25 protein-coding genes are annotated in these 23,007 nt (G+C 62.8%); 16 read left to right on the forward strand and 9 right to left on the reverse strand.

Annotated elements, in window-relative coordinates; all coding sequences use genetic code 11:
• The first annotated feature begins 25 nt into the window (after positions 1-25).
• The 16 genes from phnD to PSH80_RS07635 all read left to right on the forward strand — a co-directional run bounded on the left by phnD (position 26) and on the right by PSH80_RS07635 (position 12,294).
• On the forward strand, positions 26-1,027 hold the full coding sequence (phnD, locus tag PSH80_RS07560) for a phosphonate ABC transporter substrate-binding protein (protein ID WP_115127678.1): 1,002 nt from the start codon (positions 26-28) through the stop codon (positions 1,025-1,027).
• Between the two features lie 249 nt (positions 1,028-1,276).
• Positions 1,277-2,059, forward strand: coding sequence for a phosphonate ABC transporter, permease protein PhnE (phnE, locus tag PSH80_RS07565; protein WP_032859104.1), 783 nt, complete (start codon positions 1,277-1,279; stop codon positions 2,057-2,059).
• 36 nt (positions 2,060-2,095) lie between these two features.
• Positions 2,096-2,800 carry a phosphonate metabolism transcriptional regulator PhnF gene (gene phnF / locus PSH80_RS07570; protein ID WP_057438832.1) on the forward strand — a complete coding sequence of 235 codons (705 nt, stop codon included), beginning with the start codon at positions 2,096-2,098 and terminating at the stop codon, positions 2,798-2,800.
• Between the two features lie 11 nt (positions 2,801-2,811).
• The gene (gene phnG, locus PSH80_RS07575; RefSeq protein ID WP_057438833.1) at positions 2,812-3,249 is read left to right on the forward strand and encodes a phosphonate C-P lyase system protein PhnG; all 438 of its coding nucleotides are present in this window, start codon (positions 2,812-2,814) and stop codon (positions 3,247-3,249) included.
• Complete coding sequence (gene phnH / locus PSH80_RS07580; protein ID WP_169876547.1) at positions 3,249-3,839, forward strand: phosphonate C-P lyase system protein PhnH; 591 nt, start codon at positions 3,249-3,251, stop codon at positions 3,837-3,839. Before phnG ends, phnH begins: the two co-directional genes overlap by 1 nt.
• Positions 3,839-4,915, forward strand: coding sequence for a carbon-phosphorus lyase complex subunit PhnI (locus tag PSH80_RS07585; RefSeq protein WP_057958967.1), 1,077 nt, complete (start codon positions 3,839-3,841; stop codon positions 4,913-4,915). Before phnH ends, PSH80_RS07585 begins: the two co-directional genes overlap by 1 nt.
• On the forward strand, positions 4,908-5,750 hold the full coding sequence (locus tag PSH80_RS07590) for an alpha-D-ribose 1-methylphosphonate 5-phosphate C-P-lyase PhnJ (protein ID WP_057438836.1): 843 nt from the start codon (positions 4,908-4,910) through the stop codon (positions 5,748-5,750). The genes PSH80_RS07585 and PSH80_RS07590 overlap by 8 nt, the downstream gene beginning before the upstream one ends.
• Complete coding sequence (gene phnK / locus PSH80_RS07595) at positions 5,711-6,520, forward strand: phosphonate C-P lyase system protein PhnK (protein WP_120734408.1); 810 nt, start codon at positions 5,711-5,713, stop codon at positions 6,518-6,520. The genes PSH80_RS07590 and phnK overlap by 40 nt, the downstream gene beginning before the upstream one ends.
• On the forward strand, positions 6,517-7,239 hold the full coding sequence (gene phnL / locus PSH80_RS07600) for a phosphonate C-P lyase system protein PhnL (protein WP_120732262.1): 723 nt from the start codon (positions 6,517-6,519) through the stop codon (positions 7,237-7,239). The genes phnK and phnL overlap by 4 nt, the downstream gene beginning before the upstream one ends.
• Entirely contained in the window at positions 7,229-8,374 is a 1,146-nt protein-coding gene (locus tag PSH80_RS07605; RefSeq protein ID WP_057438838.1) for an alpha-D-ribose 1-methylphosphonate 5-triphosphate diphosphatase, read from the forward strand. The genes phnL and PSH80_RS07605 overlap by 11 nt, the downstream gene beginning before the upstream one ends.
• On the forward strand, positions 8,374-8,940 hold the full coding sequence (phnN, locus tag PSH80_RS07610) for a phosphonate metabolism protein/1,5-bisphosphokinase (PRPP-forming) PhnN (RefSeq protein ID WP_057444570.1): 567 nt from the start codon (positions 8,374-8,376) through the stop codon (positions 8,938-8,940). The genes PSH80_RS07605 and phnN overlap by 1 nt, the downstream gene beginning before the upstream one ends.
• A complete protein-coding gene (gene phnP, locus PSH80_RS07615; protein ID WP_057958969.1) occupies positions 8,931-9,680 on the forward strand; it encodes a phosphonate metabolism protein PhnP in 750 nt (249 codons plus the stop codon). The genes phnN and phnP overlap by 10 nt, the downstream gene beginning before the upstream one ends.
• A 121-nt stretch (positions 9,681-9,801) precedes the next feature.
• Positions 9,802-9,990 carry a type II toxin-antitoxin system HicA family toxin gene (locus PSH80_RS07620; RefSeq protein ID WP_057438840.1) on the forward strand — a complete coding sequence of 63 codons (189 nt, stop codon included), beginning with the start codon at positions 9,802-9,804 and terminating at the stop codon, positions 9,988-9,990.
• Between the two features lie 24 nt (positions 9,991-10,014).
• Positions 10,015-10,419, forward strand: coding sequence for a type II toxin-antitoxin system HicB family antitoxin (locus PSH80_RS07625; RefSeq protein ID WP_057958970.1), 405 nt, complete (start codon positions 10,015-10,017; stop codon positions 10,417-10,419).
• Positions 10,420-10,777: 358 nt separating this feature from the next.
• Positions 10,778-11,647, forward strand: a complete 870-nt coding sequence (locus tag PSH80_RS07630) for a M10 family metallopeptidase C-terminal domain-containing protein (protein ID WP_305419711.1) — start codon at positions 10,778-10,780, stop codon at positions 11,645-11,647.
• Positions 11,644-12,294 carry a M10 family metallopeptidase C-terminal domain-containing protein gene (locus PSH80_RS07635; RefSeq protein ID WP_305419713.1) on the forward strand — a complete coding sequence of 217 codons (651 nt, stop codon included), beginning with the start codon at positions 11,644-11,646 and terminating at the stop codon, positions 12,292-12,294. Before PSH80_RS07630 ends, PSH80_RS07635 begins: the two co-directional genes overlap by 4 nt.
• Before the next feature lie 23 nt (positions 12,295-12,317).
• On the opposite strand, the gene PSH80_RS07640 is transcribed toward PSH80_RS07635, so the two are convergent.
• From PSH80_RS07640 to gcl, 9 genes are all read right to left on the reverse strand, one after another.
• Positions 12,318-13,514 (reverse strand): MFS transporter, encoded by a 1,197-nt coding sequence (locus tag PSH80_RS07640; RefSeq protein ID WP_057438842.1) that lies wholly within the window; start codon positions 13,512-13,514, stop codon positions 12,318-12,320.
• 230 nt (positions 13,515-13,744) lie between these two features.
• Complete coding sequence (locus PSH80_RS07645; RefSeq protein WP_057438843.1) at positions 13,745-14,749, reverse strand: sulfate ABC transporter substrate-binding protein; 1,005 nt, start codon at positions 14,747-14,749, stop codon at positions 13,745-13,747.
• 93 nt (positions 14,750-14,842) lie between these two features.
• Complete coding sequence (locus tag PSH80_RS07650; protein ID WP_057958971.1) at positions 14,843-15,667, reverse strand: ion transporter; 825 nt, start codon at positions 15,665-15,667, stop codon at positions 14,843-14,845.
• A 31-nt stretch (positions 15,668-15,698) separates the two neighbouring features.
• On the reverse strand, positions 15,699-16,574 hold the full coding sequence (locus PSH80_RS07655) for an urea transporter (protein ID WP_169990455.1): 876 nt from the start codon (positions 16,572-16,574) through the stop codon (positions 15,699-15,701).
• A gap of 120 nt (positions 16,575-16,694) precedes the next feature.
• Positions 16,695-18,110, reverse strand: a complete 1,416-nt coding sequence (gene pyk / locus PSH80_RS07660; protein ID WP_305419717.1) for a pyruvate kinase — start codon at positions 18,108-18,110, stop codon at positions 16,695-16,697.
• On the reverse strand, positions 18,100-19,380 hold the full coding sequence (locus PSH80_RS07665; protein WP_120732266.1) for a glycerate kinase: 1,281 nt from the start codon (positions 19,378-19,380) through the stop codon (positions 18,100-18,102). Before PSH80_RS07665 ends, pyk begins: the two co-directional genes overlap by 11 nt.
• 107 nt (positions 19,381-19,487) lie before the next feature.
• Complete coding sequence (locus PSH80_RS07670) at positions 19,488-20,378, reverse strand: 2-hydroxy-3-oxopropionate reductase (RefSeq protein ID WP_057958974.1); 891 nt, start codon at positions 20,376-20,378, stop codon at positions 19,488-19,490.
• Between the two features lie 57 nt (positions 20,379-20,435).
• Positions 20,436-21,218, reverse strand: a complete 783-nt coding sequence (gene hyi, locus PSH80_RS07675) for a hydroxypyruvate isomerase (RefSeq protein WP_305419720.1) — start codon at positions 21,216-21,218, stop codon at positions 20,436-20,438.
• Between the two features lie 10 nt (positions 21,219-21,228).
• Complete coding sequence (gene gcl, locus PSH80_RS07680) at positions 21,229-23,004, reverse strand: glyoxylate carboligase (protein ID WP_252118034.1); 1,776 nt, start codon at positions 23,002-23,004, stop codon at positions 21,229-21,231.
• Positions 23,005-23,007: the final 3 nt, after the last annotated feature.

A 23,007-nucleotide genomic window follows, 5' to 3' on the forward strand; every position in this document is an offset into this window, starting at 1 on the left:
TTCACGATCCCTAGGAGTCGCCTGTATGTTGAACCGTATCGGTCATGTTTTCCTGTCTGCCGTGTTGTTGGCCAGCGTCGCCTTGGGCAATGCCCAGGCCGCTGACAAGGCCATCAACTTCGGCATCATGTCCACCGAGTCTTCGCAGAACCTCAAGAGCATCTGGCAGCCGTTCCTCGATGACATGCACAAGAAGACCGGCCTGACCATCAACGCCACCTTCGCCTCCGACTACGCTGGCCTGATCCAGGGCATGCGCTTCAACAAGGTCGATGTGGCCTGGCTCGGCAACAAGGCAGCGATGGAGGCGGTGGACCGCTCCAACGGCGAGATCTTCGCCCAGACCGCTGCCGCCAACGGCGCCGCCGGCTACTGGAGCCTGCTGATCGTGCGCAAGGACAGCCCGCTCAACTCCGTCGAAGACATGCTCAAGAACGCCAAGAACCTGACCTTCGGCAATGGCGACCCAAACTCCACCTCCGGCTACCTGGTGCCGGGCTACTACGTGTTCGCCAAGAACAACGTGGATGCCGGCACCGCCTTCAAGCGCACCCTCAACTCCAGTCATGAAGTCAACGCACTGAGCGTGGCCAAGGGGCAGTTGGACGTGGCTACCTTCAACACCGAAAGCTGGGACCGCCTGGAAGTGACCCAGCCGGACAAGGCCGCGCAACTCAAGGTGATCTGGAAGTCGCCGCTGATTCCTGCCGACCCGATGGTGTGGAGCAAGGCCCTGACTGACAGTGAGAAGACCAAGATCCGCGATTTCTTTGCCAACTACGGTGACACCGAGGCAGAGAAAGCGGTGTTGAAGAACATGCAGTTGGGCAAGTTCCTCGCGTCCAACGACGACCAGTTGCTGCCGATCCGCCAGTTGGAGCTGTTCAAGCAGCGCACCACCATCAGCGCCGACAGCAAGTTGGCCGAGGCGGATAAAGCCAAGAAGCTGGCGCAGATCGACGCCGACCTGGCCACGCTGCAACAGCGCCTGAGCGAGCTGGACAAGAAACCCGACGCCAACGGCTAACCCCCTGTTGGAGCTGGGCCTATGTGGGAGCGGGCTTGCCCTGATGCCGGTCAGTTAAGCGAACGCAATGCTCAAAGCAACGAAGATCAAATGTGGGAGCGGGCTTGCTCGCGAAGACGTCGGCCCAGCAAGCATTGATGTTGACTGACCCACCGCTTTCGCGAGCAAGCCCGCTCCCACACACACATAGCTCCCACACAAGCGGGTTCCCCCATAGGCCCCCGCTCCAGTAATTATCGAGAGTGATCCATGACGACCTTGCACGCTGAAGCCGTGGGTAAAAGAACCTGGCCGCAATACCTCGGCTGGGGCCTGTTCCTGGTGCTGCTGGCCTGGGCCTGGAAAGGCGCGGAAATGAACCCGCTGGCGCTGTACCGCGATTCGGGAAACATGGCGACCTTCGCCGCTGACTTCTTCCCGCCGGACTTCCACGAGTGGCGCTCCTACCTCAAGGAAATGATCGTCACCGTGCAAATCGCCCTCTGGGGCACGGTGCTGGCGATTGTCTGCTCGGTGCCCCTGGGCATCCTCTGCGCCGACAACATTACGCCCTGGTGGATTCACCAACCCCTGCGCCGGGTGATGGATGCCTTTCGCTCGATCAACGAAATGGTGTTCGCCATGTTGTTCGTGGTGGCGGTCGGCCTTGGTCCGTTTGCCGGGGTACTGGCCCTGTGGATCAGCACCACCGGGGTACTCGCCAAGCTGTTTGCCGAAGCCGTCGAGGCCATCGATCCCGGCCCCGTGGAAGGTGTACGCGCCACCGGTGCCAGCGCCTTGCAAGAGGTGATCTACGGCGTGATCCCGCAAGTCATGCCGCTGTGGGTGAGCTACGCGCTGTACCGCTTCGAGGCCAATGTACGCTCGGCGACGGTGGTGGGCATGGTCGGCGCTGGCGGCATCGGCGTGATCCTGTGGGAGAACATCCGCGCCTTCCAGTTCGTACAGACCTGCGCGGTGCTGCTGGTGATCATCGTGGTGGTGAGCCTGATCGACGTGCTGTCCCAACGCCTGCGCAAGCGGTTTATCTGACCTTGGAGGGGTGCCTGCGGGCGCTTTTTTTAAAGCATGCAGTTGTCTAGACAAGATGAGCCGGTGTACCGCGAACTCGCCGATATCCTGCGCCGTGAACTCAGCGGCTACCAGGCCGGGGAGTTCCTGCCGGGCGAAGTGCAGTTGGCCGAACGCTTTGGCGTCAACCGCCACACCCTGCGCCGCGCCATTGATGAGCTGGTGTTCGAAGGCAGTCTGCTGCGCCAGCAGGGCAAAGGCACGCAGGTGCTGGACCGGCCGCTGATTTACCCGATGGGCGCCGACACCGCCTACAGCCAATCGCTGTCGGCCCAGGGCCATGGCGTGCAGGCGCTGCTGCTCAAGCGCCGCTACTGCTACGCCAGCCGCGAAGAAGCGCAGCACCTGGGCATCGCCGAAATGGCGCCGATGATTGAGCTGCAAACCCTGCGCAAGCTCGACCAGCAGCCCGTCAGCCTGATCCGTCATCGCTACTGCGCCAGCCACGCGCCGTTGCTGGCGGATTACAACGGCGGCTCCCTGCGTCAGTACCTGCGCGAGCGCGACCTGCCGTTGACCCGCACCCAGAGCCTGATCGGTGCGCGCTTGCCCAACCGCGACGAAGCCGCGCTGCTGATGATGCCCCGGCATCTGCCTGCACTCACGGTATTCACCCTTTCCCGCGATCGCGATGGCCGCCCGGTGGAGCTGGCGCAGTCCACCAGCCGTTCGGATCGCTTCCAGTACCAGGTGGTGACTTGATGGAGACCCCGATGAATCTGTCCCCGCGTCAGCATTGGATTGGCGTACTTGCCCGCGCCCAGCTCAATGAACTGCAACCCCACGAAGCGGCATTGAAGGACGCCGAGTACCAACTGATCCGCGCCCCGGAAATCGGCATGACCCTGGTGCGTGGGCGCATGGGTGGCAATGGCGCGCCGTTCAACGTCGGTGAAATGACGGTGACCCGCTGTGTGGTGCGCCTGGCAGATGGCCGCACCGGCTACAGCTACCTGGCCGGGCGCGACAAGGTCCATGCCGAACTGGCGGCCCTGGCCGATGCCCATCTGCAAAACGCGCAACCGAGCCCGTGGCTCAGCGATTTGATCAGCGCACTGGCCCAGGCCCAAGCCCGGCGCCGCGCGCAAAAAGAAGCCGACACTGCGGCGACCAAGGTCGAGTTCTTCACCCTGGTGCGAGGAGAAAACTGATGCACGCTCAATTATTGCAGCCGGCGTTTGTCGACCCGGTGCTGGATGCCCAGCGCAGTTTTCGCGCGGCGCTCAAGGCCTTGGCCGAACCGGGTTTGATCCAGCACCTGCCGGCAGCCCCGCACCTCGATGGCCTGGCGCCCGCCACCTATGCCTTGTGCCTGGCGCTGCTGGATGTCGACACGCCGCTATGGCTGGCACCGGCGTTCGACACGCCACTGATCCGCGCCAACCTGGCCTTCCACTGTGGCTGCCCGTTGGTTGCGCGTCGGGAGGAGGCTGCGTTTGCCTTGCTCGGCGAGCCGGACCTGCTCGACCTCAGCGGCTTCGATCACGGCAATGATCGCTACCCCGACCAGTCCTGCACCTTGCTGGTCCAGCTTAGCGACCTGGAGGCCGGGCGCGCCTTGCTCTGGCGCGGCCCGGGCATCCAGGCCCAGCGCCGGGTGCAGGTGCCGGTGCCGTCGGCTTTCTGGTTGGAGCGCCAGCGCCGCGAGGCCTTCCCCCGTGGCCTGGACGTGTTGTTCAGCGCCGGCCATCACCTGCTCGGCCTGCCGCGCAGCAGCCGCATCACACAGGAGCACGCCTGATGTACGTAGCCGTCAAGGGTGGCGAACAGGCCATCGACAATGCCCACCGCCTGCTGGCGAAAAAACGCCGGGGCGATACGGGGGTTCCCGAACTGAGTGTCGAGCAGATCCGCCAGCAACTGCCCCTGGCCGTGGCGCGGGTGATGAGTGAAGGCTCGCTGTACGACGAAGAACTGGCGGCACTGGCGATCAAGCAGGCGGCGGGGGACCTGGTAGAAGCGATCTTCCTGCTGCGCGCCTACCGCACCACATTGCCGCGCTTCAGCCCGAGCCTGCCGATCGACACCGCGCAGATGTCGTTGAGCCGACGGTTGTCAGCCACCTTCAAGGACGTGCCCGGCGGCCAGTTGCTCGGCCCGACCTTCGATTACACCCATCGCCTGCTGGATTTCGCGCTGCTGGCCGAGGGTGAGTATCCAGGCCCGCAGACCACGGCGGATGCGCGCCTCGAACCGTGTCCACGGGTGCTGGGGTTGCTGGCCAAAGAGGGCTTGATCAAGCACGAAGCCGACGACCACGCCAGCGTCGCCGATATCACCCGCGACCCGCTGGAGTTCCCTGCCAGCCGTGCCGAGCGCCTGCAGGCCCTGGCTCGCGGCGATGAAGGGTTTCTGTTGGCGCTGGGCTATTCGACCCAGCGTGGCTATGGGCGCAATCACCCGTTTGCCGGGGAGATTCGCATCGGTGAAGTCGAGGTATGGGTCGATCCTGAAGAACTGGGCTTTGCCATCTGCCTGGGCAGCATCGAAGTCACCGAGTGCGAGATGGTCAACCAGTTTGTCGGCTCGGCCACCGAGTTGGCGCAGTTCACCCGCGGCTATGGCCTGGCGTTCGGGCATGCCGAGCGCAAGGCCATGGGCATGGCTCTGGTGGACCGCTCGCTGCGTGCCGAGGAGTACAGCGAAGAGATTGTCTCGCCGGCCCAGCGCGAAGAATTCGTGCTGGCCCACTGCGACAACGTTGAGGCCGCCGGTTTTGTCTCGCACCTCAAATTGCCTCACTACGTGGACTTCCAGGCCGAACTGGAACTGATCCGCAAACTGCGCCAACCGGCCGAGGGCACCCGCCATGAATGACGCCGCCTACAACTTCGCCTACCTCGACGAACAGACCAAACGCATGATCCGTCGCGCCTTGCTCAAGGCCGTGGCGATTCCCGGTTACCAAGTGCCGTTCGGTGGTCGCGAGATGCCGCTGCCCTATGGTTGGGGCACCGGCGGCATGCAATTGACGGCGGCGATCCTCGGTGCCGACGACGTGCTTAAGGTCATCGACCAGGGCGCCGACGACACCACCAACGCCGTGTCCATCCGGCGCTTTTTTGCGCGCACCGCCGGTATCGCCACCACCGAAGCCACCCCCGACGCCACAGTGATCCAGACCCGCCACCGCATCCCGGAAACCCCGCTGCAGGCCGGGCAGATCATGGTCTACCAGGTACCGATCCCCGAGCCGCTGCGCTTTATCGAGCCCTCGGAAACCGAGACCCGCACCATGCACGCCCTCAACGACTACGGGGTGATGCACGTAAAACTCTACGAAGACATCGCCACCTTCGGCCATATCGCCACCGCTTATGCCTACCCGGTGATGGTCGACGAGCGCTATGTGATGGACCCTTCGCCGATCCCCAAATTCGACAACCCGAAACTCGACATGAGCCCGGCGCTGATGCTGTTCGGTGCCGGCCGCGAAAAGCGCCTGTACGCGGTGCCGCCGTACACCCAGGTCAGCAGCCTGGACTTCGAGGATCACCCCTTTGAAGTGCAGACGTGGGACCACCACTGCGCCATCTGCGGTAGCCATGACTCGTTCCTCGATGAACTGATCCTCGACGACGCCGGCACCCAGAGTTTTGTGTGTTCCGACACCTGGTACTGCGCCCAACGGGTCAAGGAGAACAACCAGTGAGCCAGCCCTTATTGCAAGTGCGCGACCTGTCCCTGCTGTACGGCCTGGAGAAGGGCTGCCAGGACGTGAGTTTTGATCTGTACCCCGGTGAGGTGCTGGGGATTGTCGGCGAGTCCGGTTCGGGTAAATCCACCTTGCTCTCGCTGCTGAGCGGGCGCTTGCCGCCCCAGGCCGGCAGCGTCGGCTATCGCAGCAAGGACGGCGAATGGCTGGACCTCTACAGCGCCAGCGAAGCCGAACGCCGCACTTTGCTGCGCACCGAATGGGGCTTCGTTGAACAGAACCCCCGCGACGGCCTGCGCATGGGCGTGTCGGCCGGCGCCAACATTGGCGAGCGCCTGATGGCCCAGGGCGTGCGCAATTACCAGCAACTGCGTGGCGCCGGCCTGGACTGGCTGGGCCAGGTGGAGATCGACCCGCAGCGCATCGACGACCTGCCGCGCACCTTCTCTGGCGGCATGCAGCAGCGCCTGCAAATCGCCCGCAACCTCGTTTCCAGCCCGCGCCTGGTGTTTATGGATGAGCCCACCGGTGGCCTGGACGTGTCGGTGCAGGCGCGCCTGCTCGACCTGCTGCGCGGCCTGGTACGTGAGCTGGACCTGGCGGTGGTGATCGTCACCCATGACCTGGCGGTGGCGCGCCTGCTGGCCGATCGCCTGATCGTGATGCGCCGCTCGCGGGTGGTGGAAACCGGGCTGACGGACCAGATCCTCGACGATCCACAGCACCCTTACTCTCAACTGCTGGTGTCTTCGGTATTGCAGCCATGACGAATGCCTTGATCGAGGTCCGTGACCTCTCGAAAACCTTCACCTTGCACCAGCAGAACGGCGTGGTGCTCAACGTGCTGCGCGGGGTGGCGTTCAGCGTGCAGGGCGGTGAATGCCTGGTGCTGCACGGCCAGTCCGGAGCGGGTAAAAGCACCTTGCTGCGCACCTTGTATGGCAACTACCTGCCGGCCGGGGGCAGCATCCGCGTGCGCCATGCCGGCCAATGGCTGGAGCTGGTGGGCGCTGCACCCCGGGAGGTTCTTGAGGTACGCCAGCAGACCCTGGGCTATGTCAGCCAGTTTTTGCGGGTGATCCCACGGGTCGCCTGCCTGGATGTGGTGATGGAGCCCGCGCTGGCCCGTGGCTGGACGAAGGCTGACGCCCAGGCCCGTGCCGAGCATTTGCTGGCGCGCCTGAATATCCCCCGGCGCCTGTGGCAACTGGCGCCGGGCACCTTCTCCGGGGGCGAGCAGCAGCGGGTCAATATCGCGCGCGGCTTCATGGTGGCCTGGCCGGTGATGTTGCTCGACGAACCGACGGCCTCCCTGGATGACCGCAACCGTCAGGTTGTCCTGGAACTGATCAACGAAGCCAAGGCCGGCGGTGCCGCACTGATTGGCATCTTCCATGACCGTGCCGCCCGTGAGGCGGTGGCTGACCGCCATTTGGACATGACGCCCGCTGTGATTACCGACGAGGACTACGCCGATGCCCGCTGAACAGATCCTCAGCAATGCCCAACTGGTCACTGCTGATCGTGTATTTCTCGGCAGTGTGCTGCTGCGTGACGGGGTGATCGTTGACCTCGCCGAAGGCCGCAGCCAGTTACCCCACGCCCAGGACCTGGGCGGTGATTTCCTGCTGCCGGGGCTGGTGGAGTTGCACACCGACAACCTGGAAAAACACATGACCCCGCGCCCCGGCGTGGACTGGCCATCGACCTCGGCCGTGCTCAGTCATGACGCGCAGATCATCGCGGCCGGTATCACCACGGTGTTCGATGCGGTGTCCATCGGCGACGTGAACCCCAAGGGCAATCGCATGCAGAAGCTGCCGGCGATGCTCAATGCCATTGCCTCGACGCAGGAAGCCGGCCTGACCCGCGCCGAACACCGCCTGCACCTGCGTTGCGAGCTGTGCCACCCGGACACCTTGAGTGTGTTCCGCGATCTGGTGGAAAACCCGCTGGTGCAACTGGTGTCGGTGATGGACCACTCGCCGGGCCAGCGCCAGTTTGTGCTGGAGTCCAAGTACCGCGAGTACTACATGGGCAAATACCATTTGAATGATGAAACCATGGACGCGTTCGTGCTGCTGCAAATGGCCAACTCCAAGGCCTACAGCGACCGCTACCGCGCCGCGATCGTCGAGCATTGCCTGGCGCGTGGCCTGTCGGTGGCCAGCCATGACGACGCGACCCTGGCCCATGTCGAGGAGTCGGCGCGCTATGGCATGAACATCGCCGAGTTCCCCACCACCCTGGAAGCGGCGCGCGGTTGCCGGCAACTGGGGATGAAAGTGCTGATGGGCGCGCCGAACGTGGTGCGCGGCGGTTCCCACTCGGGTAATGTGGCCGCCGCCGGCCTGGCTGCTGAAGGATTGCTGGATATACTTTCCAGTGACTACTACCCGGCCAGCCTGTTGCCAGCGGCCTTTGCCCTGGCGGCCCAGGACAATGACTGCGATCTGCCCCAGGCGATCAAGATGATCAGCCTGGCCCCTGCACAGGCGGCGGGCATCAAGGATCGCGGGGAAATTGCCGTCGGCCTGCGTGCGGACCTGGTGCAAGCCAGGGCCCAGGGCGGGCTGCCGGTAGTCCAACAAGTCTGGCGACAAGCCAAGAGGGTGTTTTGATGGTGGGCAGGTTGATCTATCTCATCGGACCATCGGGTTCGGGCAAGGACAGCCTGTTGGAAGCCGCGCGCGGGCCATTGGCCGAGCGCGGTTGCCGCATCGTGCGACGGGTCATCACCCGTTCGGCGGAAGCGGTAGGCGAGGCCGCCCAAGGTGTGAGCCCCGCGCAATTCGCCGCGCTGCAAGCCGAGGGCGGCTTTGCCCTCAGTTGGCATGCCAATGGCCTGTCTTATGGCATTCCACGGCAGATCGACGACTGGCTGGCGGCCGGCGACGATGTGCTGGTCAATGGCTCCCGTGGCCACCTGGCGCAGACCCGCGCACGTTATCCGACGCTGTTGGTGGTGCTGCTGACGGTGGACCAGGCGGTGTTGCGCCAGCGTTTGCTGGCGCGGGGCCGTGAGTCGGTGGCAGACATCGACGCGCGCCTGGCACGCAATGCGCAGTTCAGCGACAGCCTGCAGGCTGCGCCTGGGGTGTTCCTGCTGGATAACTCCGGGCCGTTGGTGCATACCGTCGCCCGGTTGCTCGATTGCCTGGAGGAGGGGCACTCGGCATGCGCCTGACCCTGCTGGGCACCGGCGACGCTCGCCAAGTCCCGGTGTATGGCTGCGAATGCGCGGCCTGCACCCTGGCGCGCAGCGATGAACGCCTGCGCCGCCGCGAGTGCAGCGCGCTGATCGAGTGCGGTGAGCAACGCTGGTTGATCGACAGCGGGCTGACGGACCTCACCGAGCGTTTCCCGCCACGCAGCTTCAACGGCATTCTGCAGACCCACTACCATGCCGATCACGCCCAGGGCCTGCTGCACCTGCGCTGGGGCCAGGGCCTGATCATCCCGGTGCATGGCCCGGCAGACCCCGAGGGCCTGTCGGACCTCTACAAGCATCCCGGCATCCTCGATTTCAGCCAGCCCTTCGCCGAGTTCGAGACCCGCCAGTTTGGCGAGCTGACGGTCACCGCGTTGCCCCTGCAACATTCCAAGCCGACCTTGGGCTACCTGCTGCAAGGGCAGGGACGGCGCCTGGCCTACCTGACCGACACCACGGGCCTGCCCCCGGCGACCCTCGACTGGTTGCGGCGCGAGCCTCTGGACGTACTGGTCATCGACTGCTCCATGCCACCGCAACCCCAGGCGCCGCGCAATCACAATGACCTGACCCTGGCCCTGCAATGCATCGACGCGTGCGGCGCCGAGCTTGGCGTGCTGACCCACGTCGGGCACACCCTGGATGCCTGGCTGTTGCAGCATCGCGGTGAACTGCCACCGCATGTGACGGTGGGCTGGGATGGGCGGGTGCTTTAGCTCCATGCCTGGGGCTTTTCAATATCCGGCAAAACAACCGTCAGTCTGCTCTGAAAAATCTGTGCTTGAGTAAAGGTAACTCTGGAGTTATTTTTATTCGGGCCGGAGCAAGGAGGCTGTGGTGCAAAGCAGGCTATTGATCAAGGAACTGCAAGAGGCGGGCTGGGTGTTGGATCGGGTCATGGGCAGCCATCACATTTTCACCCATCGCTATAACCCGTCCACGATACCGGTGCCCCATCCCAAGAAGGATCTGCCCTTGGGCACCGTGCGAAGTATCCGGCAGCGTGCCGGGTTGTTTTCGTTCTAGGTCGGTTTTTTCAGGAGAATATTCATGCAATACCCAATCTGTATCGAATGGGGCGATGACTTTACCGCCACCGGTATCCAGATCCCTGATATTCCAGGCGCGGTGACGGCCGGGGACAGTTTTGAAGAGGCTTACAACGCCGCCGTCGAAGTGGCTCACATCCTGTTGCAGGAGCTGGCTGGCGAAGGCCACGCGATTCCCATGCCGACCTCGGTGGCGACGCACCACGGCAATGAGGAGTACGCCGGGATGGGCTGGGGGATGCTCGAGCTCGATATCTCGCCTTACCTGGGCAAGACCGAGAAGGTCAATGTCACGTTGCCGGGGTATGTGATCCAGCGTATTGACCGTTATGTGCGCGAGCACAAGGTCAAAAGTCGCTCGTCATTCCTGGCGGATGCGGCGCTGGAGAAGTTGGTGCGTTCTTAAAATCGGTGAGTTCGGTGGTGGGGCGTCGAAGCTAAAATGTAGAGCGGATATTTCGTGGGACGGCGAGGATTTGGATTAAGAAACGTGTGTCTTTTTTGCGTTTTCCAAGGGCCATCAGCAAGTTGAATGGGCTTTTTCAAGACGGCATAACCCTTGGGGATTGTAAGGATCCATGTGTTTTGTCAGTAAACCGAACAAGCGGCCAAAGCGTTTCAATAAGACTCAAAGCCCCGGTGGCGGGGTGATTTCCTGCATGAAAGATTAGGCACGGATGACGGGGACCGAGACGGCTTTCTGCGATGAAAGGCGGCGCAGTTGGACCCTGATATCCCAGTTTTTAATCGAATCGGAGATCGCCATGAGTCAAATCAACAACACTGCTGCTCATCCTGGCTGCTGTCCTGAAGGTATGCACGGGCCGTCCAGGGAACCCATGTCTGCCCGTGGGAAACGCTCCCTCAGTACTGATCAGGTTGCCGGGCATCTTACGCGCAGCGGTACGCGTTTTAACGATCGGGACGGGGACGGCAAGACGCAGGTTTCCTACAAGCTCCAGGGTTTCACCGAGCAGCAGAAAACCTGTGCTCGCCGGGCCATGGAGGCTTGGCAAGACGTGGCCAACATCAGTTTTCATGAGAACGCCCGCAAGACGGATGGATCTATAGAGGTGTCCGGCTCCCATCGCATGGAAAGTGGCGTGGCATGGGGGCCGACACGGCACAATCCCGCGGCGAAAGCCACGATCGGTACACGGCGTGCCTCACATGCGCCCAAGGAGGGGAGTTACTTCCACACTACGATGGTTCACGAGATAGGCCATTGCCTGGGGCTGGCGCATCCCGGTGACTACAACGGTGGCGGATCGTACGAGCGGGATGCGAAGTTTGCGCAGGACACCCGGGCCGGTACGGTCATGAGTTATTGGGCAGAGCACAAGAACGCGGGTCATGACTTCAAGGGGCGGATGCCCTCGGCACCCATGATGTATGACATCGCGGCGGTTCAGCGTCTTTATGGTGCCAACCACACTACCCGCAACACAGACACGACCTATGGGTTCAACTCCAATACCGGGCGTGACGTACTGAGCATCAAGAGCGCTGCGGATTCAGCGGTTTTTTGTGTCTGGGACGGCGGCGGTAACGACACCCTGGATTTCTCCGGCTATTCCCAGGACCAAAACACATCAACCTCAATGTGCAATCGTTCTCGGACGTCGGGGGAATGAAAGGTAATGTTTCCATCGCCAAGGGCGTGACCCTGGAAAATGCCGTCGGCGGTGCAGGCAATGATGTGCTGACCGGCAATGATGCAGACAATCGCCTCAAGGGGGGCAGGGGGGCAGACAAGCTGCGCGGAGGCGGCGGGGCGGACATCTTCGTCTACGACAAGGCCAGTGAATCCACGCCGCAGAACCCCGACCTGATCGAGGATTTCACCAGCGGCACCGACAAAGTCGATGTTTCTGGCGCCTTGAGAGAAGCCGGTATCAAACACCTCAACTTCTCCAGTCAATTCAATGGGCAGCCAGGCAATGCCGTGCTGGGTTATGACGCGCGTACGGGGCGTGGCAGTCTGGCGATTGATATGAACGGTAGCGGCAAACCTGACTTGCTATTGACCACTGCCGGTAAAATCCAAGCCACCGATATCGTGACGGGAGGACCGACGCCAACCCCCGGGCCCGCCCCCTTACCCACCCCGGCGCCAACCCCTGTGCCGCCCCCGACTCCGACCCCACCGCCTATGCCGGCACCCGCTCCCGCTGAATCCCTACTCGCGATCTTGACGAGTGTGCTCCAGAGTACCCTCATGCTGTTGCAGGGGCTCATTCGGTTATTTGAGAAGGGCCAGGCAGGGCAAGGGCATCGGTAGGTGAGGGTTGGCACCTGATGGGTTCAGGCTCTTACGGTCGACGCGCCCCTGGACACACTCAAGAAGCGCAGCAAGGCCACCAACGGGAACGCGCTACCCACCAGGATCACCCCAAGCCAGCCGCCGTGTTCATACACACTGCTGGCAATCGCCGAGCCAAAGGCGCCACCGATGAAGATGCTGGTCATGTACAGCGCGTTCAAGCGGCTGCGGCTGTGGGCGTCGAGGGCATAGATGGTGCGCTGGCCGAGGACCATATTCATCTGCACGCAGAAGTCCAGGACCACGCCCGTGACCATCAAGCCGATGACGCTGTAGGCCGGATGTACCAGCGCCGGTAGAAAACTCAGGGCCGCCAGCAACATGGCCAGCAACGAAGCGCGGTGGGTATGGCCGGCGTCTGCCAGGCGCCCACTGATCGGTGCTGCGATGGCGCCGAGGGCACCGACCAGGGCAAACAGGGCGATCTGGCTCTGGCTCAAGCCGTGGTTGCGTGAGAGTTCCAGGGGCACGGCGGTCCAGAACAGGCTGAAGGCAGCGAACAGGCAACCCTGGTAGAACGCCCGTTGGCGCAGCAACGGTTGCTCGCGCAGCAGGGTGGCCAACGAGCGCAACAACTGGCCATAGCTGGCACTGTGGTCCGGCTGGCGTTTGGGTACGGTCAACAACAGCACCACGCTGATAATGGCCATCATCGCGGCTGCGGCCATGAACATCGCCCGCCAGCCGAAGTGGTCCGCCACCAGGCTGGACACCGGCCGTGCCAGCAGGATGCCCAGCAACAGGCCACCCATGATGCTGCCCACCACCCGGCCACGGGACTCGGCAGGTGCCAAGTGCGCGGCCAGGGGAATCAGGATCTGCACTGACACCGAGCTGAAGCCAATCAGCAACGACACCAACAGGAACAGGTTCGGTTCTTTGGTGAAGGCTGCACCCAACAGGCTGGCGATGGCGACCACGGTGGTGATGATCATCAGCCGACGGTTTTCCAGCAGGTCGCCCAGCGGCACCAGGAAGAATAGGCCCAGGGCATAGCCAATCTGGGTCAGGGACACGATCAGGCTGGCCATGGCGGGTGTCAGGCCGATGTCCGGGGCAATCAACTCAATGATCGGTTGTGCGTAGTAGATGTTGGCGACGATGGCGCCGCAGCAGAACGCAAACAGCAGCACCATGCCACGGGTCATGGTGGCGGTAGCGGGTGAGGTAGCGGTCATGGTGTTCTCGTTAAAACGGGGAAGGATGGCGTGAAGGTTAAAGGGTAGGCGAGGGAGGGGGTAAAGTGTTACTGATGATTTCAGTCATGCCTGGCATTAATGCCTTGCGCAGAACCTAATGTGGGAGCGGGCTCGCCCGCGATGGCGGCGTGTCAGGTTAGAAATACCTGGCTGATACACCGCTATCGCGGGCAAGCCCGCTCCCACATTTTTTGAACGAGTTTTGTCAGTTATTGACCGTTGTAGATCTGGTCGAAGACCCCGCCATCATTGAAGTGGGTTTTCTGCACGGTGCGCCAGTCGCCAAAAGTCTTCTCTACCGAGAGGAAGTCAACTTTCGGGAAACGGTCGGTGTATTTGGCCAGCACCGCTGGGTCACGTGGACGCAGGTAGTTGTTGGCGGCAATTTCCTGGCCTTCGGCCGACCACAGGTATTTCAGGTAGTCATCGGCCACCGCACGGGTGCCTTTCTTCTCGACCACTTTGTCGACCACCGACACCGGCGGCTCGGCTTCAGCGGAAACGCTTGGGTAAACCACTTCGAACTGATCGCGGCCGAACTCACGAGCAATCATTTCCGCTTCGTTTTCAAAGGTCACCAGCACGTCGCCGATCTGGTTGGTCATGAACGTGGTGGTCGCGGCACGGCCACCGGTATCGAGCACCGGTGCCTGCTTGAACAGCTTGCCGACAAAGTCCTTGGCCTTGTTTTCATCGCCGCCGTTCTTCAGCACATAGCCCCAGGCCGACAGGTAGGTGTAGCGCCCGTTACCGGAAGTCTTGGGGTTGGGCACGATCACCTGTACGCCATCCTTGAGCAGGTCCGGCCAGTCTTTCAGGGCCTTGGGGTTGCCCTTGCGTACGATAAATACGGTGGCGGAAGTGAATGGCGCGCTGTTGTTCGGCAGGCGGGTGACCCAGTTGTCGGGCACCAGTTTGCCGTTGTCCGCCAGGGCGTTGATGTCGGTGGCCATGTTCATGGTGATCACGTCAGCCGGCAGGCCGTCGATGACCGAGCGCGCCTGTTTGCTGGAACCGCCGAAGGACATCTGCAAGGTCAGCTTGTCGTTCGGGTGTTCGGCTTGCCAGTGCTTCTGGAACGCCGCGTTGTAGTCCTTGTAGAAGTCACGCATCACGTCATACGAGACGTTGAGCAGGGTGGTCGAGGCGGCCTGGGCGCCGATAGACAGTGCAAGGCCGGCGGCCAGGAGCGAAGCGCTAACGAGTTTTTTCACTGCTCATTCCTTGTTGTTCGCGAAGGTGGTGGCTTATACCCCACGACTATAGCCGCGGTGGCATAGACGCTTAAAGATTAAAAAGAACTTTGCTTATTCCACTTTTTTATAGAGCCCGTTGCCGCAGCGCGAACAGAAGGCCGCGTTGGGTTCGTGGCTGCTTTTCTTGCACACCGGGCAGTCGTGTTGCAATTGCTCGCCGCGCATGGCGTTGGCCAGTTCGGCGGTAAAGATCCCGGTGGGCACGGCGATGATCGAGTAGCCGGTGATCATCACCAGCGACGAGATCACCTGGCCCAGCGGGGTCTTGGGCACGATGTCGCCAAAGCCCACGGTGGTCAGGGTCACGATGGCCCAGTAGATGCCCTTGGGAATGCTGGTAAAGCCATGCTCCGGGCCCTCGATCACGTACATCAGGGTGCCGAACACCGTCACCAGGGTGCAGACGCTGACCAGGAACACCACGATCTTTTGCTTGCTGCCGCGCAGCGCCGACATCAGGTAGTTGGCTTGCTTGAGGTACGGGCTGAGCTTGAGCACCCGGAAGATCCGCAACATGCGGATGATGCGGATAATCAGCAGGTACTGGGCGTCGCTGTAGTACAGGGCGAGGATGCCGGGGACGATGGCCAGCAAGTCCACCAGCCCGTAGAAACTGAAGGCATAGCGCAATGGCTTGGGCGAACAATACAGGCGCAGGCCGTACTCGATGGCGAAGATCAGCGTGAAGCCCCACTCGATATAGGCCAGCACATCGGCGTAGTTCTGGTGCACGACGTCGATGCTGTCGAGCATCACGATCACCAGGCTGGCGAGGATGATCAGCAACAGGATGCCGTCGAAGCGCCGCCCGGCCGCCGTGTCGCTCTGGAAAACCATGACGTAGAGCCGCTGGCGCCAGTCGTTGTTACTGTCCATGAAGTCCGCCTGAATCGAAGATCTGCGAAGCCTAGGGGGATTCGAACGGGCTGTCCATGTTGGACCGGTGCCGCAGACGCAGGGTGGCGCGCACCAGCCAGCAGGCGAGGATAAACGGCGCAGTCAGCGGTGCCAGGTGCAGGCCGGCGAAGCCTGGGGCAAGCAGGCATGCCAGGAGGATGCCGAGCAGGGGCAGCCAGGGTTGGCGTCGGTACTGGCTGAGGGCCAGGGCGGCAAGCGCCGGGTTATAGCTGTGCAGGCCGAGCAGGGCGCCAGCGCGGTCGTCGAGCAGCAGGCCGAGTGCCATGCCGCTGCAGGCGCCCACCACGGCCCACAGCGCTGCGCGAGGGCTGGCCAGCAGCAGGCCAAGGGCGATCAGCACGCCGGCCAGTGGTTGATCCAGCAGCACGATCTGCCCCAGGCCGATCAGCGGAGCGCTTAGCCAGTCCAGGGTGTCCGGCGTAGTGATAGGCAGCGCGGCAGGTGCGACCGTGCCGAGCAACAGCCAGCCTAACCCGACGAAGGGCACGGTATAGGCAGGCAAGTCATCGCCATGGCCCGTGCGCTTGACCCATTGCCGGGTCAGGATCGCACTCAGGCCGCCGCAGGCCAGGATCAGCGGCGGCAGCAAGGCCGACCAGGCGAAATGCTGGCTGATCAGTAATCCCAGCAACACACCGTTGTAGCTATAGAGCCCAGCCTGGCGCTCGGCCTTGGGATAGTCGCGGCGCTGGGCCGTGAGCAGGCCGGCGACCCCGCCCAGCAGCGCACCGCCGAGCAGGGCCGGGGCGCAGGTGAGGATCGCCAGCAGGCAGAGCAGGCCACACAGCGGGTGGCGTTGCAGGAATATCTGGCTGAAGCCGTTGAGCAGGGCTTCGGCCCAGTCGGGGCAGGTTGGGTTGGGCATGGTGAGGGAGTCAGGGAGACCGAGTTGCCCTTATCGCAGGCAAGCCCGCTCCCCCATTTTGATTGGCGAACCCAATCAAATGTGGGGGCGGGCTTGCTCGCGATAAGGCCCGAACAGACGCTAGATCAACGTCTCAATGCGCAGCGAGTTGGTCGACCCCGGTTGCCCAAACGGCACCCCCGCCGTGATCAACAAGGTATCCCCACGCTGTGCCATGCCTTGGGCCTGGGCGATTTCCAGCGCGGTGGAACACACCTCGTCCACCTGCCTCAAGCGGTCATTGACCACCGAATGCACACCCCAGGCCACGCTCAAGCGGCGCGCAGTGGACAGGTTGGGCGTGAGGTTGAGGATCGGCACCGCCGGGCGCTCCCGTGCTGCACGCAGGCTGGAGCTGCCCGACTCGCTGTAGTTCACCAGCACCGCCACCGGCAGGATGCTGCTGATCCGACGGATCGCGCAGCTGATGGCGTCGGACACCGTGGCATCGGCCTTGGGTCGGCTTACATCCAGTTGGGTCTGGTAGTTCGGGCCGTTCTCCACCTGGCGGATGATCTTGCTCATCATCTGCACCGCTTCCAACGGGTATTCGCCGGACGCGGTTTCGGCCGACAGCATCACCGCATCGGCGCCTTCGGCCACGGCATTGGCCACGTCGGTGACTTCAGCGCGGGTGGGGGCCGGCGAGAAGCGCATGGACTCGAGCATCTGTGTGGCCACCACCACCGGTTTGCCCAGCTGGCGGCAGGTGCTGATGATGTCTTTCTGGATTTGCGGCACGCTTTCGGCCGGCACTTCCACGCCCAGGTCCCCTCTGGCGACCATGATCGCATCGCTCAGCTCGGCGATTTCCTGCAGGTAGCGCACCGCCGAGGGTTTTTCGATCTTCGCCATCAAGAACGCCTTGTCACCGATCAGCTCGCGGGCTTCGCGGATATCTTCGGGGCGTTGCACAAACGACAGCGCCACCCAGTCCACGCCCAGCTCCAGGCCGAAGCTCAGGTCGCGGCGGTCCTTGGCGGTCAGTGGGCTGAGTTCCAACAAGGCTTGTGGGACGTTCACCCCTTTACGGTCGGACAGTTCGCCGCCATTCAACACTGTGGTGTCGATCGCGTCGGCATGCTTGGTAATCACCCGCAGGCGCAGCTTGCCGTCATCCAGCAACAGGTCCATGCCCGGCTCCAGGGCCTTGATGATTTCCGGGTGGGGCAGGTTGACCCGGCGCTGATCGCCCGGTGTCGGGTCAAGGTCCAGGCGCAATGCCTGGCCACGCACCAGTTGCACCTTGCCTTCGGCGAAACGCCCGACCCGCAGCTTGGGCCCTTGCAGGTCCATCAGGATCCCCAGGGGGTAATTGAGCTGGCGTTCAACCTGGCGGATCCATTGGTAGCGCTGGGCATGGTCGGCGTGCTCGCCATGGCTGAAGTTCAGGCGAAAGATGTTCACCCCGGCTTCCACCAGCTCGCGGATGTCATCAATACCGTCGGTGGCCGGCCCCAGGGTGGCGAGGATTTTGACCTTCTTGTCAGGCGTCATGGGCAGCAGTCTCAAGTATCAAAATGGCGCGGAAGTCGTTGACGTTGGTACGGGTCGGCTCGGTGACGATCAACGCGTCGAGTGCCGCGAAATAGCCGTAGCCATTGTTGTTATCCAGCTCATCGCTGGCCGACAGGCCCAGGGCCTCGGCGCGGGCGTAGCTGGTGGGGGTCATGATTGCCCCGGCGTTGTCTTCTGAGCCGTCGATGCCGTCGGTGTCACCGGCCAGGGCGTAGACGCCGGGCAGGCCCTTGAGGCTGTCGGTCAGGCTCAGCAGGAATTCGGCGTTGCGTCCGCCACGGCCATTGCCGCGCACGGTCACGGTGGTCTCGCCGCCGGACAGGATCACGCAGGGTGCCGCCAGTGGCTGGCCGTGCTGCACGATTTGCCGGGCAATGCCGGCGTGGACCTTGGCCACGTCCCGCGCTTCGCCTTCCAGATCACCGAGGATCAGTGGGCTGAAACCGGCCTGGCGCACTTTCACCGCCACCGCTTCGAGGGATTGCTGCGGCCGTGCGATCAATTGGAAATGGCTGCGCGCCAGGCACGGGTCGCCGGGTTTGACCGTCTCTGATTCCGGGTTCTGCAACCAGCTGCGCACCGAGGCCGGCACTTCGATCTGGTAACGCTTGAGAATCGCCAGCGCCTGTTGCGAGGTGCTCGGGTCGCCTACGGTCGGGCCGGAGGCAATCACCGTGGCCTGGTCGCCCGGCACATCGGAAATCGCGTAGGTGTAGACCGTGGCCGGCCAGGCGGCCTTGGCCAGGCGCCCACCCTTGATCGCCGAGAGGTGCTTGCGCACGCAATTCATCTCGCCGATGGTCGCGCCGGATTTGAGCAGGGCTTTGTTGATGGCTTGTTTGTCGGCCAGGGTGATACCCGCTGCCGGCAACGCCAACAGGGCCGAACCGCCGCCAGACAGCAGGAAGATCACCCGGTCGTCTTCGCCCAGGTTGCTGATCAGCGCCAGCACACGCTTGGCCACGGCCTGGCCGGCGGCATCCGGCACGGGGTGCGCTGCTTCGACCACTTCGATTTTCTGGCAGGGTGCGCCGTGGCCGTAGCGTGTGACCACCAGGCCCGAAACCTCGCCCTGCCAGCTGTTTTCCACGACCAGGGCCATGGCGGCTGCGGCTTTGCCCGCGCCGATCACGATCACCCGGCCGCTGCGGTCGGCGGGCAGATAAGGTTCGAGGACTTGCCGGGGGTGGGCAGCGTCGATGGCTGTGGCAAACAGCTCGCGAAGCAGGTGTTGCGGATCGACCGACATAAGCGGGCTCCCGGATTCTTGTTATTGGGTTTGACGCGTGGAATGAGGGCCAAATGTGGGAGCAGGCAAACCAGCTCCCACCAGGGATTGCATTCCGAAAGGGGGGGTTACTTATCGCGAATCGAGAAATTCGCCATATGCTCCAGCCCCTTGATCAGCGCCGAATGGTCCCAGTTGCCGCCGCCAATCGCGGTGCAGGTACTGAACACTTGCTGGGTACCGGCGGTGTTGGGCAGGTTGATCCCCAGCTCCTTGGCGCCGGCCAGGGCCAGGTTCAGATCCTTCTGGTGCAGGTTGATACGGAAACCCGGATCGAAGGTGCCCTTGATCATCCGTTCGCCATGCACTTCGAGGATCTTCGACGAGGCGAAGCCACCCATCAGCGCTTCGCGCACCTTGGCCGGATCTGCACCGTTCTTTGCGGCGAACAGCAGCGCTTCGGCCACCGCCTGGATGTTCAGCGCCACGATGATTTGGTTTGCCACCTTGGCGGTCTGGCCATCGCCATTGCCGCCCACCAGGGTGATGTTCTTGCCCATGCTCTGGAACAGCGCCAGGGCGCGTTCGAACGTTTGCGGCTCGCCGCCGACCATGATGCTCAGGGTCGCGGCCTTGGCACCGACTTCACCGCCCGACACTGGGGCGTCGAGGTACTGCGCGCCGGTGGCGTTGATCTTTGCGGCAAAGGCCTTGGTGGCGGTGGGTGAGATCGAACTCATGTCGATCACCACTTTGTTCGGCGACAGGCCTGCGGCAACACCGTCGGCGCGGAACAGCACGTCATCGACCTGGGGGGTATCGGGCACCATGACGATGATGAATTCCGCTTCCTGGGCCACTTGCTGCGGGTTGGCCAGGGCCACGGCACCGGCGGCGATCAACTCGGCGGGCGCCTTGCCGTGGTGCTCGGAGAGGAACAGTTGGTGACCTGCTTTCTGCAGGTTCGCGGCCATGGGTTGGCCCATGATGCCGGTGCCGATAAAGCCGATTTTAGCCATGATGAAATCCTCTTTTTATTAGTTGTGCAGGTCTGGCACTGCCCCCTGTGGGGTCGCTCAGATGGCGTTATGGCTCTTGAGCCAACCCAGGCCAGCCTCGGTAGTGGTCAACGGCTTGTACTCACAGCCGACCCACCCCTGATAGCCAATGCGATCCAGATGCTCGAACAGGAACCGGTAGTTGATCTCCCCGGTGCCTGGCTCGTTGCGCCCCGGGTTGTCCGCCAGCTGGATATGGTTGATCTGATCCAGCTGCGTGGCCATGGTGCGCGCCAGGTCGCCTTCCATGATTTGCATGTGATAGATGTCGTACTGCAGGAACAGGTTGGCACTGCCCACCTGTTCGCGAATCGCCAGGGCCTGCGCGGTGTTGTTCAGGTAGAAGCCTGGAATGTCGCGGGTGTTGATCGCTTCCATCACCAGCTTGATCCCCACCGCCTGCAGCTTGTCGGCTGCGTACTTGAGGTTGGCGACGAAGGTTTTTTCCAGGGTGGCGTCATCCACACCGGCGGGGCGAATCCCCGCCAGACAGTTGATCTGGGTATTGCCCAGCACCTGGGCGTAGGCGATGGCCAGGTTGACCCCGGCGCGGAACTCTTCGACCCGGTCCGGGTGGCAAGCCAGGCCGCGCTCGCCGCTGGCCCAGTCACCGGCCGGCAGGTTGAACAGCACTTGGGTCAAGCCGTGGGCGTCGAGTTGTGCCTTGATTTCGGCGGAGCTGAACTCGTAGGGGAACAGGTATTCCACCCCACTGAAACCGGCATCGGCGGCGGCTTTGAAGCGGGCGAGAAAGTCCTGTTCGGTAAACAGCATGGACAGGTTGGCAGCAAAACGCGGCATGGGGTTCTCCTTAATCGAGCAATGAAATGGCAGTCGGTGCGTCGTTGCCCACCAGTGCCAGATCTTCAAATTCGTTGACGGCGTTGATCTCGGTGCCCATGGAAATATTGGTCACGCGCTCCAGAATAATCTCGACAATCACCGGCACCTTGAACTCTTCGATCATTTCCTGGGCCTTGCGCAGCGCGGGCTGGATCTGGCCCGGCTCGAACACACGCAGGGCCTTGCAACCCAGGCCTTCGGCGACGGCAACGTGGTCGACGCCATAACCGTTAAGTTCCGGGGCGTTGAGGTTGTCGAAAGACAACTGCACACAGTAGTCCATTTCAAACCCGCGCTGGGCCTGGCGGATCAGTCCCAGGTAGGAGTTGTTTACCACCACGTGGATGTACGGCAGCTTGAACTGCGCACCCACGGCCAGCTCTTCGATCATGAACTGGAAGTCATAGTCGCCGGACAGCGCCACCACCTTGCGGCTCGGGTCGGCCTTGACCACGCCCAGTGCGGCCGGAATGGTCCAGCCCAATGGGCCGGCCTGGCCGCAGTTGATCCAGTGGCGCGGCTTGTAGACGTGCAGGAACTGCGCACCGGCAATCTGCGACAGGCCGATGGTGCTGACGTAGCAGGTGTCTTTGCCGAACACCTGGTTCATCTCTTCGTACACCCGTTGCGGCTTGACCGGGACGTTGTCGAAGTGGGTCTTGCGGTGCAGGGTGGCTTTGCGCTGCTGGCAATCATGCAACCAGGCGCTGCGGTCCTTGAGCTTGCCGGCGGCTTTCCACTCGCGGGCCACTTCGATAAACATCGTCAGCGCGGCACCGGCGTCGGACACGATGCCCAGGTCCGGGGTGAACACACGGCCGATTTGCGTCGGCTCGATGTCAACGTGAATGAACTTGCGACCTTCGGTATACACCTCCACCGAGCCGGTGTGACGGTTGGCCCAGCGGTTGCCGACGCCCAATACCACGTCGGACTTGAGCATCGTAGCGTTGCCATAACGGTGTGAGGTTTGCAGGCCGACCATGCCCACCATCAGCGGGTGATCGTCGGGGATGGTGCCCCAGCCCATCAGCGTCGGGACCACTGGGATACCGGTCAGTTCGGCAAATTCCACCAACAGCTCGCTGGCGTCGGCATTGATCACGCCGCCGCCGCTGACCAGCAGCGGGCGTTCAGCCTGGTCGAGCATGGCCAGGGCTTTCTCGACCTGGATGCGTGTGGCCAGTGGCTTGGCCAACGGCAGTGGCTGGTAGGCGTCGATGTCGAACTCGATCTCGGCCATCTGCACGTCGAACGGCAAGTCGATCAGCACCGGGCCGGGGCGCCCGGAGCGCATTTCATAGAAGGCTTTCTGGAACGCATACGGCACTTGGCCAGGTTCGAGCACGGTGGTCGCCCACTTGGTCACTGGCTTGACGATGCTGGTGATGTCCACGGCCTGGAAGTCTTCCTTGTGCATGCGGGCACGGGGCGCTTGCCCGGTGATGCACAGGATCGGGATCGAGTCGGCCGAGGCGCTGTACAGGCCGGTGACCATGTCAGTGCCCGCCGGGCCCGAAGTGCCGATGCACACGCCGATATTGCCGGCCTTGGTGCGGGTATACCCCTCGGCCATGTGCGAAGCGCCTTCCACGTGGCGAGCGAGGACGTGATCGATGCCGCCGACCTTTTGCAGGGCCGAATACAACGGGTTGATCGCGGCGCCTGGGATACCGAAGGCGGTGTCTACACCCTCACGGCGCATCACCAGAACGGCGGCTTCGATTGCTCTCATTTTGCTCATGGT

This window comes from Pseudomonas sp. FP818 (genome assembly GCF_030687335.1).
In the GTDB taxonomy this organism is placed as follows: Bacteria; Pseudomonadota; Gammaproteobacteria; order Pseudomonadales; family Pseudomonadaceae; genus Aquipseudomonas; species Aquipseudomonas shahriarae.